Source organism: Streptomyces sp. ISL-10 (genome assembly GCF_018614575.1).
Lineage (GTDB): Bacteria > Actinomycetota > Actinomycetes > Streptomycetales > Streptomycetaceae > Streptomyces.
This window is the reverse complement of the sequence record NZ_JAGGOJ010000017.1, coordinates 209,103-223,580: the sequence shown is the minus strand read 5'-3', so window position 1 is coordinate 223,580 and position 14,478 is coordinate 209,103. Positions and strand designations below refer to the sequence as shown.

Annotated in this window: 18 protein-coding genes; 17 read left to right on the top strand and 1 reads right to left on the bottom strand. The window is 67.7% G+C overall.

The genetic code is table 11. The features are described 5' to 3' along the window. The first annotated feature begins 209 nt into the window (after positions 1-209). From rpsH to truA, 16 genes are all read left to right on the top strand, one after another. Positions 210-608, top strand: a complete 399-nt coding sequence (gene rpsH / locus J7E88_RS21920) for a 30S ribosomal protein S8 (protein WP_215183647.1) — start codon at positions 210-212, stop codon at positions 606-608. 21 nt (positions 609-629) lie between these two features. Continuing rightward, positions 630-1,169, top strand: a complete 540-nt coding sequence (gene rplF, locus J7E88_RS21915; RefSeq protein WP_018847495.1) for a 50S ribosomal protein L6 — start codon at positions 630-632, stop codon at positions 1,167-1,169. Between the two features lie 3 nt (positions 1,170-1,172). Then, on the top strand, positions 1,173-1,556 hold the full coding sequence (rplR, locus tag J7E88_RS21910; RefSeq protein ID WP_177148623.1) for a 50S ribosomal protein L18: 384 nt from the start codon (positions 1,173-1,175) through the stop codon (positions 1,554-1,556). A 43-nt stretch (positions 1,557-1,599) separates the two neighbouring features. Beyond that, positions 1,600-2,205, top strand: coding sequence for a 30S ribosomal protein S5 (rpsE, locus tag J7E88_RS21905; protein ID WP_005313527.1), 606 nt, complete (start codon positions 1,600-1,602; stop codon positions 2,203-2,205). Beyond that, on the top strand, positions 2,205-2,387 hold the full coding sequence (gene rpmD, locus J7E88_RS21900; protein ID WP_215183645.1) for a 50S ribosomal protein L30: 183 nt from the start codon (positions 2,205-2,207) through the stop codon (positions 2,385-2,387). Before rpsE ends, rpmD begins: the two co-directional genes overlap by 1 nt. Position 2,388: 1 nt before the next feature. Further along, complete coding sequence (gene rplO / locus J7E88_RS21895; RefSeq protein WP_177148624.1) at positions 2,389-2,844, top strand: 50S ribosomal protein L15; 456 nt, start codon at positions 2,389-2,391, stop codon at positions 2,842-2,844. Positions 2,845-4,320: 1,476 nt separating this feature from the next. Then, positions 4,321-5,637 carry a preprotein translocase subunit SecY gene (secY, locus tag J7E88_RS21890; RefSeq protein WP_215183643.1) on the top strand — a complete coding sequence of 439 codons (1,317 nt, stop codon included), beginning with the start codon at positions 4,321-4,323 and terminating at the stop codon, positions 5,635-5,637. After that, a complete protein-coding gene (locus tag J7E88_RS21885) occupies positions 5,637-6,302 on the top strand; it encodes an adenylate kinase (RefSeq protein WP_215183641.1) in 666 nt (221 codons plus the stop codon). Before secY ends, J7E88_RS21885 begins: the two co-directional genes overlap by 1 nt. A gap of 97 nt (positions 6,303-6,399) precedes the next feature. Beyond that, complete coding sequence (gene map, locus J7E88_RS21880) at positions 6,400-7,236, top strand: type I methionyl aminopeptidase (RefSeq protein WP_215183639.1); 837 nt, start codon at positions 6,400-6,402, stop codon at positions 7,234-7,236. Positions 7,237-7,479: 243 nt separating this feature from the next. Then, positions 7,480-7,701 carry a translation initiation factor IF-1 gene (gene infA, locus J7E88_RS21875; protein WP_003956442.1) on the top strand — a complete coding sequence of 74 codons (222 nt, stop codon included), beginning with the start codon at positions 7,480-7,482 and terminating at the stop codon, positions 7,699-7,701. Between the two features lie 58 nt (positions 7,702-7,759). Further along, positions 7,760-7,873 (top strand): 50S ribosomal protein L36, encoded by a 114-nt coding sequence (gene rpmJ / locus J7E88_RS21870; RefSeq protein WP_003956441.1) that lies wholly within the window; start codon positions 7,760-7,762, stop codon positions 7,871-7,873. 192 nt (positions 7,874-8,065) lie between these two features. Next, positions 8,066-8,446 (top strand): 30S ribosomal protein S13, encoded by a 381-nt coding sequence (rpsM, locus tag J7E88_RS21865; RefSeq protein WP_215183637.1) that lies wholly within the window; start codon positions 8,066-8,068, stop codon positions 8,444-8,446. A gap of 99 nt (positions 8,447-8,545) precedes the next feature. Beyond that, positions 8,546-8,950: a 30S ribosomal protein S11 gene (rpsK, locus tag J7E88_RS21860; protein ID WP_003948617.1), complete on the top strand. Its 405-nt coding sequence runs from the start codon at positions 8,546-8,548 to the stop codon at positions 8,948-8,950. Positions 8,951-9,088: 138 nt separating this feature from the next. Further along, complete coding sequence (locus tag J7E88_RS21855; protein WP_003956430.1) at positions 9,089-10,111, top strand: DNA-directed RNA polymerase subunit alpha; 1,023 nt, start codon at positions 9,089-9,091, stop codon at positions 10,109-10,111. Positions 10,112-10,218: 107 nt separating this feature from the next. Then, on the top strand, positions 10,219-10,713 hold the full coding sequence (rplQ, locus tag J7E88_RS21850; protein ID WP_215183635.1) for a 50S ribosomal protein L17: 495 nt from the start codon (positions 10,219-10,221) through the stop codon (positions 10,711-10,713). 83 nt (positions 10,714-10,796) lie between these two features. Next, on the top strand, positions 10,797-11,672 hold the full coding sequence (truA, locus tag J7E88_RS21845; protein WP_215183633.1) for a tRNA pseudouridine(38-40) synthase TruA: 876 nt from the start codon (positions 10,797-10,799) through the stop codon (positions 11,670-11,672). Here the strand turns inward: truA and J7E88_RS21840 are convergent. After that, positions 11,643-12,593 carry a hypothetical protein gene (locus J7E88_RS21840; RefSeq protein ID WP_215183631.1) on the bottom strand — a complete coding sequence of 317 codons (951 nt, stop codon included), beginning with the start codon at positions 12,591-12,593 and terminating at the stop codon, positions 11,643-11,645. The genes truA and J7E88_RS21840 overlap by 30 nt on opposite strands. Before the next feature lie 55 nt (positions 12,594-12,648). Here J7E88_RS21840 and J7E88_RS21835 point away from each other — a divergent pair, with 55 nt between their 5' ends. Further along, positions 12,649-14,334, top strand: coding sequence for an ABC-F family ATP-binding cassette domain-containing protein (locus J7E88_RS21835; RefSeq protein ID WP_215183629.1), 1,686 nt, complete (start codon positions 12,649-12,651; stop codon positions 14,332-14,334). Positions 14,335-14,478 lie beyond the last annotated feature (144 nt).

Genomic DNA, 14,478 nt, shown 5'->3' with positions numbered 1-14,478 from the left:
TTCCCTACTTGGGAACACCGGAGTCTCTCGGTAAGTAAAGGGTCGGCGGTGGCCCACTCCTCCATGGCTTAGGCTAGGAGGGTTGGGCGTCCGCCGCCCTGACCGACTTACTACGCCGTAGGTCCCCGCACCGCACCCGTCCCGCCACTGAGTGGGGAGAGGGATGGCGCATACAGGAAACCCCGGCGAGAGAGGCCGAAGGCCAATTCATGACCATGACTGATCCGATCGCAGACATGCTTACGCGTCTGCGGAACGCGAACTCGGCATACCACGACTCCGTGTCGATGCCGCACAGCAAGATCAAGTCGCACATCGCGGAGATCCTCCAGCAGGAGGGTTTCATCACCGGCTGGAAGGTCGAGGACGCCGAGGTCGGCAAGAACCTCGTCCTGGACCTGAAGTTCGGCCCGAACCGTGAGCGTTCGATCGCCGGCATCAAGCGCATTTCCAAGCCGGGTCTGCGTGTTTACGCGAAGTCCACCAACCTGCCGAAGGTTCTCGGCGGCCTGGGCGTGGCGATCATCTCCACGTCCCACGGTCTCCTGACCGGCCAGCAGGCGCAGAAGAAGGGCGTGGGTGGGGAAGTCCTCGCCTACGTCTGGTAGTCGGGAACGGAGGAAAAGCTCATGTCGCGAATCGGCAAGCTCCCCATCCAGGTTCCCGCCGGTGTGGACGTCACCATCGATGGCCGCACGGTCACCGTGAAGGGTTCCAAGGGCACCCTCACGCACACCGTCGCCGCGCCGATCGAGATCGTCAAGGGTGAGGACGGCGTTCTGAACGTCACCCGCCCCAACGACGAGCGTCAGAACAAGGCCCTCCACGGCCTGTCCCGCACGCTGGTGGCGAACATGATCACCGGTGTGACCCAGGGATACACCAAGGCGCTCGAGATCAGCGGTGTCGGTTACCGCGTTGCCGCGAAGGGCTCCAACCTGGAGTTCCAGCTCGGCTACAGCCACCCGATCCTGGTGGAGGCGCCTGACGGCATCTCCTTCAAGGTCGAGTCGCCGACCAAGTTCTCGGTCGAGGGCATCGACAAGCAGAAGGTCGGCGAGGTCGCCGCGAACATCCGCAAGCTGCGCAAGCCCGACCCGTACAAGGCCAAGGGCGTCAAGTACGCGGGCGAGGTCATCCGCCGCAAGGTCGGAAAGGCGGGTAAGTAAGCCATGGCATACGGTGTGAAGATCGCTAAGGGCAAGGCCTACAAGGCTGCTGCCATCAAGCGCCGCCACATCCGCGTCCGCAAGAAGGTCTCGGGCACGGCCGAGCGTCCGCGCCTGGTCGTGACGCGCTCGAACCGCCACATGGTCGCCCAGGTCATCGACGACATCAAGGGTCACACCCTGGCGTCGGCGTCGACCCTGGACACCTCCATCCGGGGTGGCGAGGGCGACAAGTCCGCGCAGGCCAAGCAGGTCGGCGCCCTGGTCGCCGAGCGTGCCAAGGCCGCCGGCGTCGAGGCTGTCGTGTTCGACCGTGGTGGCAACCAGTACGCCGGGCGCATCGCCGCCCTGGCGGACGCCGCCCGCGAAGCCGGCCTGAAGTTCTGAGCCGGTTCCGTAGCTCAGCGGAAAACGAAGAGAGGTAATTCCAATGGCTGGACCCCAGCGCCGCGGAAGCGGTGCCGGTGGCGGCGAGCGGCGGGACCGGAAGGGCCGTGACGGCGGCGCAGCTGCCGCCGAGAAGACCGCGTACGTTGAGCGCGTTGTCGCGATCAACCGCGTCGCCAAGGTTGTGAAGGGTGGTCGTCGCTTCAGCTTCACCGCGCTGGTCGTGGTGGGCGATGGTGACGGCACCGTCGGCGTCGGTTACGGCAAGGCCAAGGAGGTGCCGGCCGCCATCGCCAAGGGTGTTGAGGAGGCCAAGAAGCACTTCTTCAAGGTCCCCCGTATCCAGGGCACCATCCCGCACCCGATCCAGGGCGAGAAGGCTGCGGGCGTCGTTCTGCTCAAGCCGGCTTCCCCCGGTACCGGCGTTATCGCCGGTGGCCCGGTGCGTGCCGTGCTCGAGTGCGCGGGCGTGCACGACATCCTGTCGAAGTCGCTCGGCTCGGACAACGCGATCAACATCGTGCACGCGACCGTGGCGGCCCTGAAGGGCCTGCAGCGTCCCGAGGAGATCGCGGCCCGCCGCGGTCTGCCGCTTGAGGACGTCGCTCCCGCGGCTCTGCTGCGTGCGCGTGCGGGAGCGGGTGCGTAATGGCTCGCCTCAAGATCACGCAGAAGAAGTCGTACATCGGCAGCAAGCAGAACCACCGCGACACGCTGCGTTCGCTTGGCCTCAAGCGGGTCAACGACGTGGTTGTCAAGGAGGACCGCCCCGAGTTCCGCGGCATGGTGCACACCGTCCGCCACCTCGTGACGGTCGAGGAGGTCGACTGACATGGCGGAGCAGAACCCGCTGAAGGTCCACAACCTCCGTCCCGCCCCCGGCGCCAAGACCGCCAAGACCCGTGTTGGTCGTGGTGAGGCGTCGAAGGGTAAGACGGCTGGTCGTGGTACCAAGGGCACCAAGGCCCGCTACCAGGTTCCGCAGCGCTTCGAGGGCGGGCAGATGCCCCTCCACATGCGCCTGCCGAAGCTCAAGGGCTTCAAGAACCCGTTCCGCACCGAGTACCAGGTCGTGAACCTGGACAAGCTCGCGGCCCTGTACCCGCAGGGTGGCGAGGTCACCGTCGCCGACCTGGTCGACAAGGGTGCCGTGCGCAAGAACAGCCTCGTCAAGGTCCTGGGCCAGGGCGAGATCTCCGTGGCGCTGCAGGTGACGGTCGACGCCGTCTCCGGCTCCGCCAAGGAGAAGATTGCCGCTGCCGGCGGCACCGTCACCGAGCTCGTCTGAGCAGCGGCTGACAGTACTTTCAAGAAGCCTGGCCGGTACCCCCTCCGTGGGGGTACCGGCCAGGCTTCTTTGCTGGCACACATGGACGTCCCGGGGCAGGCTGCGGCCGGGACTTTCGCCTTCTTCTCTTCCGAATTCCCGGGCGATGCGTTGATTGCGGATGCCGTTCCCGAAGGGGGCGCTCGAGAAACCGGGCGCGGTATGTCGCCAGTTCTTCTGTGATGTGGCGTGGGGAATAGGTGAACTCTGTCAAAGAAACGGCAGGGGGTGCGCGGTCGAAGCCATCAGGTGGTGCGCTGCAGGGCAGGAATCCGGAAAGGCCGGCGCGAGTGATCCTCCAGCAGGGCGAGTCTTCGCGCGCGATGAACTGACACCCGGGGCCGGTGGTCTCCACTGTGCGCAGATCGTGCTTGTCATGTGGCCTGGTCGAAGGCCCCAGGAGCACGACGCCGGGTCGGCTGGCGTCCGCGACAGAGACGGTGTCCGATTCCCGACTGGTGGCAGCGCTGTCGATGTATTCAAGCGCCCAGATTGTCATCGATGATGGGAATGGGCGTCTTCCAGGTGTCCACGATCATTCCCCTGGACTTGAGTGTGGGACGTTTCGCCGGGAGAATCCCGGCTCGTCGATTCCCACCGGAGTCCGGTGACGTGAGCCGAATCAATATTATTGCGCGGTATCTGCGGTTCCGCTTTCCCTGACTTTTGCATGCGCAACAAGAGAGGAGCCGCGATCCACTGTCACGTCGTGAGGAGTGGCAGTGGATCGCGGCTCCTGGCGTATGCCCGCATCGGCCGGTCAGGCGTCAGCCGGTTGCCGTCGTGCGGCGTAGTCACGAGCCCGCCCGTTCCTCCCGCACGGCTACTCGGTCGGCTTGCCTCACGGCAAGCCGCTGCAGTTGTCCAGCGTCTTGTGGCCGCCGAGGGCTTCGGCCCCGGCGTGCGCCGTCTCCCACGCCGCGCCGGGCTTTCAGCGTGCAGGTCGCGCCTGCCGCCATCAAAGTGGCGGTGCCGGAGGCGTGACAGCCAGGCCGTCGACGGTCACCGCGGCCCCGGACGGGCCGCTGTCAGCCGCGGCGGCGGACGGGCCGAGCATGAGCGCAGCGCAGGCCGCCGAGGCGACCGCGAGCGGCTTCTTCGTGGTTGTTTCCCCTTGCGGATCCGCTCCGGAGCGGTCCCCAGCTCGCCGGGAACCCGCCGGTCCGGACTTCGGAAGATCCACTGCCGTCATGGGTCGCTTCGTCGGGGCAGGCACCCGGCGAAAGTCGTACGCTCCGGGACAATGGGGCGGGCCGAGTGCGGCAGGCCGACGGGGGGTATCGCCCGGAAGTTTCACGCTTGCCTACTACCCGGGTAAGGTGGCCGTGCTCATCTGTCGGTGGTCTGTGCCCATCGTAAGAATGCCCTGTTGCAAGTAACCCTGATTCTTTCCGACCGTTACCTCTCGCGCGCAACGCGGGGGTCGCAGGAGGCACCGTGCTCACCGCGTTCGCCCGGGCGTTCAAGACGCCCGACCTGCGCAAGAAATTGCTCTTCACCCTCGCCATGATCGTGTTGTACCGGCTTGGGGCTCACGTCCCGATTCCCGGTGTCGACTACCAGAGCGTGCAGATTTGTGTTGATCAGACCGCGAAGAGCAACAACCTCCTCGGCCTGGCCAACCTGTTCAGCGGCGGTGCGCTGCTGCAGATCACGGTGTTTGCGCTCGGCATCATGCCGTACATCACAGCGAGCATCATCCTGCAGCTGCTGACGGTGGTCATCCCTCGGCTGGAGGCCCTCAAGAAGGAGGGGCAGTCCGGCACGGCGAAGATCACTCAGTACACGCGGTATCTCACGGTCGCTCTCGCGGTGCTCCAGGGCACCGGTCTGGTTGCCACCGCGCGCAGCGGCGCGCTGTTCCAGGGCTGCGCCTCGGCCGACGCAATCGTTCCGGACAAGTCGATCTTCGTTATCGTCACCATGGTGATCACCATGACCGCGGGCACTGCGGCGGTCATGTGGCTGGGTGAGCTCATCACCGACCGCGGTATCGGCAACGGCATGTCCATCCTGATGTTCATCTCGATCGCCGCCGGCTTCCCCGGAGCCCTGTGGGCCATCAAGCAGCAGGGCAAGCTCGCCGATGGCTGGATCGAGTTCGCCGTGGTCATGCTGGTCGGCTTCGTGATGGTCGGCCTGGTGGTCTTCGTGGAGCAGGCGCAGCGTCGAATTCCGGTCCAGTATGCGAAGCGGATGATCGGCCGCAGGTCCTATGGCGGTACCTCGACCTACATCCCGCTGAAGGTCAATCAGGCCGGCGTCATCCCTGTGATCTTCGCCTCCTCGCTGCTCTACATCCCGACGCTCGTGGTCCAATTCAGTGCAGGCGGGGGCAGCTCTGCCTGGGGATCCTGGATCCAACAGCACTTCGTCGACGGCAAACCGTTCTACGTTGCCACGTACTTCCTGTTGATCGTGTTCTTCGCCTTCTTCTATGTGGCGATCTCGTTCAACTCCGACGAAGTCGCTGACAATATGAAGAAGTATGGTGGCTTCATCCCGGGTATCCGGGCTGGTCGTCCTACTGCCGAGTACCTGAGCTACGTGCTCAACAGGATCACTTGGCCGGGCTCGCTGTACCTGGGTCTGATCGCTCTTGTCCCGACGATGGCGTTGGCAGGCTTCGGCGCGAACCAGAACTTCCCGTTCGGCGGGACGAGCATCCTCATCATCGTGGGTGTGGGTCTGGAGACCGTGAAGCAGATCGAGAGCCAGCTCCAGCAGCGCAATTACGAAGGGTTCCTCCGCTGATGCGAATCGTCCTTGTCGGACCGCCCGGTGCCGGGAAGGGAACGCAGGCCGCGTACCTTGCCAAGAACCTGTCGATCCCGCACATCTCCACGGGCGACCTCTTCCGCGCCAACATCTCCCAGGGCACGGAGCTGGGCAAGCAGGCCAAGGCGTACATGGACGCCGGCAACCTGGTCCCGGACGAGGTGACCATCGGGATGGCCAAGGACCGCATGTCCCAGCCCGACGCCGCGAACGGCTTCCTGCTGGACGGCTTCCCGCGCAACGTGGGTCAGGCCGAGGCGCTGGACGAGATGCTCCGGGGCGAGGGCGCCGGGCTCGACGCCGTCCTCGACCTCGAGGTCCCCGAGGACGAGGTCGTCAAGCGGATCGCCGGGCGCCGTGTGTGCCGCAACAACAGCGCGCACGTCTTCCACGTCACCTACACCTCGCCGAAGGCCGAGGGCGTCTGCGACGAGTGCGGCGGCGAGCTGTACCAGCGCGACGACGACTCCGAGGACACCGTGCGCAAGCGGCTCGAGGTCTACCACACTCAGACCGAGCCGATCATCGACTACTACAAGGCCCAGGGCCTGGTGGTCACCATCTCCGCGCTGGGCAAGGTGAGCGACGTCACCGCCCGGGCGATGGAGGCGCTGCAGCAGGACAAGGCCGCCCAGGCCTGATCCGGACAGTCTTGTGTACGGCCGCGGTGTCCGACGGACGCCGCGGCCGTATTGTTGATGAGCCCCCTGATTCCCGCCGAGAAAGGCGCCCGCCGCAATGGTGCAGATCAAGACCCCCGAGCAGATCGCGAAGATGCGTGAGGCGGGCCTGGTCGTCGCCGCCATCCATGCGGCGACCCGCGAGGCCGCGGTGCCGGGCGCCACGACACGGGACCTGGACGAGGTCGCGCGCAAGGTGATCGCCGACCACGGCGCCAAGTCGAACTTCCTCGGATACGGCGGCTTCCCCGCGACCATCTGCACCTCGGTGAACGAGGTCGTCGTCCACGGCATCCCCGACGACAAGACCGTCCTGAAGGACGGCGACATCATCTCCATCGACTGCGGCGCCATCATCGACGGCTGGCACGGCGACGCCGCGTACACGGCGTTCGTGGGCAGCGGTCACGCTCCGGAGCTCATCGAGCTGTCCCGGGTGACCGAGGAGTCGATGTGGGCCGGCATCGCCGCCATGAAGAACGGCAACCGCCTCGTCGACATCTCCCGTGCCATCGAGACGTACATCCGCCGTCAGCCCCGCCCCGCGACCGGCAAGTACGGGATCATCGAGGAGTACGGCGGCCACGGCATCGGCACCGAGATGCACATGGACCCGCATCTGCTGAACTACGTCTCCCGCAAGCGCGGCCGCGGCCCCAAGCTGGTGCCCGGCTTCTGCCTGGCGATCGAGCCGATGGTGTCCCTCGGCACGCCGCTGACCGATGTGCTCGAGGACGACTGGACGGTCGTCACGACCGACGGCACCTGGTCCTCGCACTGGGAGCACTCCGTGGCGCTCACCGAGGAGGGCCCGCTGGTGCTGACCGCCCCCGACGGCGGCAAGGCGAAGCTGGCCGAACTGGGCATCACGGCGGCGCCGGACCCCCTGGCCTGACGAGCGGACCCCCTGGCCTGACGGCCGGATCCCTCCCTCGGCGTGAGGTTCTGCGGAGCCGCCGAGGCCGGCCGGCCGTGCCCCGCTCCTGAGCAGAGCTTAATGATCTTCTACGGTGGGCAGACTTGCCGGATTCGTCTTTTCGAAGGCCCTGACGTAGACTGATGCGTCGGCTCTCGTGTACCCGTGTGTCCGCACCCGGGGAGGAGAGTCGATCAAGGTAGCCGATTCGAAGGGCGAAGCGTGGCCAAGAAGCAAGGTGCCATCGAAATCGAGGGCACCGTGATCGAGTCCCTCCCGAACGCCATGTTCAAGGTGGAGCTCCAGAACGGTCACAAGGTCCTCGCGCACATCTCCGGCAAGATGCGGATGCACTACATCCGTATCCTTCCGGACGACCGGGTCGTGGTGGAGCTCTCTCCGTACGACCTGACGCGTGGGCGGATCGTCTACCGCTACAAGTAGATCTTGTCGCACCCCCTTCCGCGGGGTGTCGGCACTGACCCGGAGAACCTCACATCCCATGAAGGTCAAGCCGAGCGTCAAGAAGATCTGCGACAAGTGCAAGGTGATCCGCCGTCACGGCCGGGTCATGGTCATCTGCGACAACCTGCGCCACAAGCAGCGCCAGGGCTGACGCACGCCGACCTGCACCTCGCAGTTCTTCGCGCGACGTAAGAATTCGTACATACGCAGTGCCCGTCCAAGCCACCTGGCTGACGACACCTCCGGCGGGGGCCGGGGACCCGGACGTACCACCTCTCGATCCGAGAGGTCGGCGGTCGGGAGCGGTACTGCGGAAGACCCCCGAACACACAGGAGCCATTGAATGGCACGCGTTTCCGGTGTTGACATCCCGCGCGACAAGCGTGTGGAGGTCGCACTCACCTACGTCTTCGGTATCGGCCGCACCCAGTCGAAGGCGACTCTCGCCGCGACCGGTGTGAACCCGAACACCCGCGTTCGTGACCTGGCCGAAGAGGACCTGGTCAAGATCCGCGAGTACGTGGACGTCAACCTCAAGACCGAGGGTGACCTCCGTCGCGAGATCCAGGCCGACATCCGCCGCAAGGTCGAGATCGGCTGCTACCAGGGTCTGCGCCACCGTCGCGGTCTGCCGGTCCACGGTCAGCGCACCAGCACGAACGCCCGTACCCGCAAGGGCCCGCGTCGCGCAATCGCCGGCAAGAAGAAGCCGGGCAAGAAGTAGTCCGCAGCGGACACTGCGGAATCCGGGGGGCGACCCCCGGACCCCCGCGTTCCCACGGTCTTCGCTGTAGGACCGACCACCTCCCGTAGGAGATAAGACATGCCCCCCAAGGGACGTCAGGGCGCTGCCAAGAAGGTGCGCCGCAAGGAAAAGAAGAACGTCGCTCACGGCCACGCGCACATCAAGAGCACGTTCAACAACACGATCGTGTCCATCACGGACCCGACCGGCAACGTGATCTCGTGGGCCTCCGCGGGCCACGTCGGCTTCAAGGGCTCGCGCAAGTCCACCCCCTTCGCCGCGCAGATGGCCGCCGAGTCGGCCGCCCGCCGCGCGCAGGAGCACGGCATGCGCAAGGTCGACGTCTTCGTCAAGGGTCCCGGCTCCGGCCGCGAGACCGCGATCCGTTCCCTCCAGGCCACCGGCCTCGAGGTCGGCTCGATCCAGGACGTCACCCCCACGCCGCACAACGGCTGCCGTCCCCCCAAGCGTCGTCGCGTCTGACGTTCGCTTGACCTGAGTGTCCGGGCGGTACGACCCCTTCGGGTCGTATCGCCCGTACCCTTGCTGTAACAGCATCGGGCTCCGCCCGGTGGCAGAGGACGTCAAATAGCGGGCGTCCACGACTGAAGGAACACCACCATGCTGATCGCTCAGCGCCCCTCGCTGACCGAAGAGGTTGTCGACGAGTACCGCTCGCGGTTCGTCATCGAGCCGCTGGAGCCGGGCTTCGGCTACACGCTCGGCAACAGCCTCCGTCGCACGCTCCTTTCCTCGATCCCGGGTGCGGCTGTCACGTCCATCCGCATCGACGGTGTCCTGCACGAGTTCACCACCGTGCCGGGCGTCAAGGAGGACGTCACCGACCTCATCCTGAACATCAAGCAGCTGGTCGTCTCCTCGGAGCACGACGAGCCGGTCGTGATGTACCTGCGCAAGCAGGGTCCCGGCCTGGTCACCGCTGCCGACATCGCCCCGCCGGCCGGTGTCGAGGTGCACAACCCCGACCTGGTGCTCGCCACGCTGAACGGCAAGGGCAAGCTGGAGATGGAGCTGACCGTCGAGCGCGGTCGCGGCTACGTCTCCGCCGTGCAGAACAAGCAGGTGGGCCAGGAGATCGGCCGTATTCCGGTCGACTCCATCTACTCGCCGGTGCTCAAGGTCACCTACAAGGTCGAGGCGACCCGAGTCGAGCAGCGCACCGACTTCGACAAGCTGATCGTCGACGTCGAGACCAAGCAGGCCATGCGCCCGCGTGACGCCATGGCGTCCGCCGGCAAGACCCTGGTCGAGCTGTTCGGTCTGGCCCGCGAGCTCAACATCGACGCCGAGGGCATCGACATGGGCCCGTCCCCCACGGACGCCGCCCTCGCCGCCGACCTGGCGCTGCCGATCGAGGAGCTCGAGCTCACCGTTCGTTCGTACAACTGCCTCAAGCGTGAGGGCATCCACTCCGTGGGTGAGCTCGTGGCGCGCTCCGAGGCCGACCTGCTCGACATCCGCAACTTCGGTGCGAAGTCGATCGACGAGGTCAAGGCGAAGCTGGCCGGCATGGGCCTGGCCCTGAAGGACAGCCCGCCCGGATTCGACCCGACCGCCGCCGCCGACGCCTTCGGCGCCGACGACGACGCGGACGCCGGGTTCGTCGAGACCGAGCAGTACTGAGAAGGCTTGCGGGGAGCCCCGGCTCCCCGCACACCCTCCGGCGACCGCCTGGAGGGAACTGACACCGGTACCTGACACGGCCGGTGCAGATCACAAGGAGAAACCCCATGCCGCGTCCCACCAAGGGAGCCCGTTTCGGTGGCAGCGCCGCTCACGAGAAGCTGCTTCTCGCGAACCTGGCGAAGTCGCTGTTCGAGCACGGCCGCATCACCACGACCGAGGCCAAGGCCCGCCGCCTGCGTCCCGTCGCCGAGCGCCTGATCACCAAGGCGAAGAAGGGCGACATCCACAACCGTCGCCTGGTGCTGCAGACGATCACGGACAAGGGCATCGTGCACACGCTCTTCACCGAGATCGCTCCGCGTTACGCCGAGCGTCCGGGTGGCTACACCCGTATCACCAAGATCGGCAACCGTCGTGGCGACAACGCCCCGATGGCTGTGATCGAGCTGGTCGAGGGTGAGATTGCCAAGAAGGCGACCGTCGCCGAGGCCGAGGCCGCCGCCAAGCGTGCGGTCAAGGAAGCCGAGGAGGCCAAGGTCGAGAAGACCGACGCCGACGAGGCCGCCGAGGCTCCGGCCGAGGAGACCAAGGAGGCCTGAGCCGCGCTTCGTGGCAAGAGGTCTTCGGACGGGCCCGCTCCCCACTGGGGGGCGGGCCCGTTCAGCAGATAAGGATGGATCGCGTGAGCGATGAGGTGGAGCCCGGTTTCGTCCGGGTACGGCTGGACCTTTCGTACGACGGCAAGGACTTCTCCGGCTGGGCCAAGCAGGCACGCGGGCAGCGGACCGTGCAGGGCGAGATCGAGGACGCGCTGCGTACGGTGACGCGGTCGCGGACGACGTATGAGCTGACGGTCGCCGGGCGGACGGACGCCGGGGTGCACGCGCGCGGGCAGGTGGCGCACGTGGACCTGCCCGAGGAGCTGTGGGCCGAGCACCGGGACAAGCTCCTGAAGCGGCTGGCGGGCCGGCTGTCGCGGGACGTGCGCATCTGGAGCGCGGCCGAGGCGCCGGCGGGGTTCAACGCGCGGTTCTCGGCGATCTGGCGCCGCTACGCGTACCGCGTGACCGACAACCCCGGCGGTGTCGATCCGCTGCTGCGCGGCCATGTCCTGTGGCACGACTGGCCCTTGGACGTCGACGCGATGAACGCCGCGGCCGCGAGGCTGCTCGGGGAACACGACTTCGCCGCGTACTGCAAGAAGCGCGACGGGGCGACGACCATCCGTACCCTGCAGCAGCTGTCCTGGCAGCGGGACGCGTCCGGGATCGTCACCGCGACCGTGAAGGCCGATGCCTTCTGCCACAACATGGTGCGTTCGCTCGTCGGCGCGCTGCTGTTCGTGGGCGACGGCCACCGGCCGGTGGAATGGCCCGCGAAGGTGCTCTCGGCGGGCGTACGGGACTCGGCCGTGCACGTCGTACGCCCGCACGGGCTGACGCTGGAGGAAGTGGGCTACCCCGCCGACGAGTTGCTGGCCGCCCGGAACAGGGAGGCGCGCAACAGGCGCTCCCTGCCGACCGGTTCGCTACTGGGCGGGTGCGGTGGCTGCGGCTGAGGCCTGGGCCTCGCCGCGGCGCACGATCTGGCGGAACGTGAACTCCCCGATGTCGTCGCCGGACCGGTACGCGTTGGTGTCGCCCGTCGTCACCGACTTGGCCTTCGTGTAGCCCGTGATGGTGAAGTAGGCGTAGCGGCCGTAGGAGTTGTACGTGTTCCGGCAGACCGGGCCGCCCTTGCAGAAGGTGGGGACCCCGGCGCCGGGCAGGGGCGCGATGCCGCCCCTTGCCTGCTGGACGACCTTCTTGGCCTTTGCCTCGTTCTCGAAGGTCGCGACGCCCACGGTGACCGCGATGCCGTCCTTGAGGTAGGTGGCGCGGAAGACCTGTTCGCAGCCGTGCCTCTCCAGCACCGAGCCGAGGACGCCGCTGGTGACGGAGGCGCAGTTGCCGGTACGGGACGTGGCGCCCTTGGTGTAGACGCGGTCGCCGTCACCCATCGTCAGCTTCTTGCCGGGGAAGAGGCCTTCGGCGCTGAGCGGCGCCGTGTCCTTCTTGCGGTCGGAGATGAAGTCCTTCGGATTCGGCGGGGGCAGGGGAGCCACCGAGGAGAAGGACGGCTGGGGCTGGGTGGTGTCCTGCGGCAGGGTGGGCGCCGTGGGCAGCGTGTCCCCGTTGTCGGATGCGGTGTCGCCGCCGTCCTTGTTCGACGTCACGATCGCGGTCGCGACGATCCCGGCGATGACCGCGGTGGCGAGAGCTGCGCCGCCGATCATCAGCCAGCGCCTGCGGCGGGCGCGGGCGGCGGACGCGTCCGCGAGGGCGGCCCAGTCAGGGGTGCCCGAGTCCGCGCCGTACTGGCTCCGGCCGCTGCCGAACGGTTCCTGCCCGTACGGATCCTGGCCGTATCGACCCTCGTTGTACGGGTCCTGGTTCTGTCCGCCGGAACCCCACTGAGGTCCCCCCTGCCCAAAGCTCATGCCGCGCATCCTAAACCTGTTGGGCAAGGGTGGTACGGGCGGTGAGAATCGCCCCATGGGACACGTAGAAGCCGCGCACCTGGAGTACTACCTACCGGACGGGCGGGTGCTCCTCGGCGATGCGTCCTTCCGCGTCGGCGAAGGCGCGGTCGCCGCGCTCGTGGGGGCCAACGGCGCGGGCAAGACCACGCTGCTGCGGATCATCGCAGGGGAGCTGCAGCCGCACGGCGGCTCGGTGACGGTCAGCGGCGGGCTCGGTGTGATGCCGCAGTTCGTCGGCTCGATGGGGGCACCTCCCGGGCCCGAAGGGCTACGGGGGAGGGACGAGCGCACGGTCCGCGACCTGCTGGTGTCGGTGGCCCAGCCGCGGATCCGCCAGGCGGCGGCCGCGGTGGACGCCGCCGAACACGCGATCATGACCGTCGACGACGAGGCCGCGCAGATGCGGTACGCGCAGGCGTTGAGCGACTGGGCCGAGTCACGCGGGTACGAGGCCGAGACGGTGTGGGACATGTGCACCATGGCGGCGCTGGGCATCCCGTACGAGAAGGCGCAGTGGCGCCAGGTGCGGACGCTGTCCGGGGGCGAGCAGAAGCGGCTGGTGCTGGAGGCGCTGCTGCGCGGCCCGGACGAGGTGCTGCTGCTGGACGAGCCGGACAACTACCTGGACGTGCCCGGCAAGCGGTGGCTGGAGGACCGGCTGAAGGAGACCCGCAAGACGGTTCTGTTCGTCTCCCACGATCGCGAACTGCTCGCACGGGCTGCGGAGCGGATCGTGTCCGTGGAGCCGGGGCCCGCCGGATCGGACGTGTGGGTCCACGGCGGCGGCTTCGGCACCTTCCCCGAGGCGCGCAGGGAGCGGTTCGCCCGCTTCGAGGAGCTGAAGCGGCGCTGGGACGAGGAGCACGCGCGGCTGAAGGCGCTGGTGCACCGGCTGCGGCAGCAGGCGGCGAGCAGCCCGGACATGGCGTCGCGGTACCGGGCGATGCAGACCCGTTTCAAGAAGTTCGAGGAGGCGGGCCCGCCGCCGGAGCCGCCGCGCGAGCAGGACATCCGGATGCGGTTGCGCGGCGGACGCACCGGAGTGCGGGCGCTGACCTGCGCCGGCCTGGAGCTGACCGGCCTGATGAAGCCCTTCTCGCTGGAGGTCTTCTACGGGGAGCGGGTGGCGGTGCTGGGCTCGAACGGTTCCGGGAAGTCGCACTTCCTGCGGCTGCTGGCGGGTGACACCGTCGCCCACACGGGGGAGTGGAAGCTGGGGGCGCGGGTGGTGCCCGGGCACTTCGCCCAGACCCTCTCCCACAGCCCTTCGGGCGTGGGAGGCACCCGCATGCACCCGGAGCTGCTGGGCCGCACGCTGGTCGACATTCTGTGGACGGAGCACGCCAAGGACCGGGGCGGGGCGATGTCGGTCCTGCGGCGCTACGAGCTGGAGCGCCAGGGGGACCAGCCCTTCGAGAAGCTGTCCGGCGGCCAGCAGGCCCGTTTCCAGATCCTCCTGCTGGAGCTGGCGGGCACGACGGCGCTGCTCCTGGACGAGCCGACGGACAACCTGGACCTGGAGTCGGCGGAGGCGCTGCAGGCGGGCCTGGAGGCGTACGAGGGCACGGTGCTCGCGGTGACCCACGACAGGTGGTTCGCGCGGTCGTTCGACCGGTATCTGGTGTTCGGCTCGGACGGGGTGGTGCGCGAGACGCCAGAGCCGGTGTGGGACGAACGCAGGGTGGAGCGGGCACGCTGAGCCCGCGCAGCTCTGGGGGCCTGAGCGGCTCCCGGCTGGGGCGGCTGCCCCTCGGCGGGGCCGTTGCCTCGGCCCCGGGACTGCGGCCGCTCCTGACGCGCCGCCGGCGTCGTGCGGCGTGCCCCGGACCCGGTGCAGGGTGCC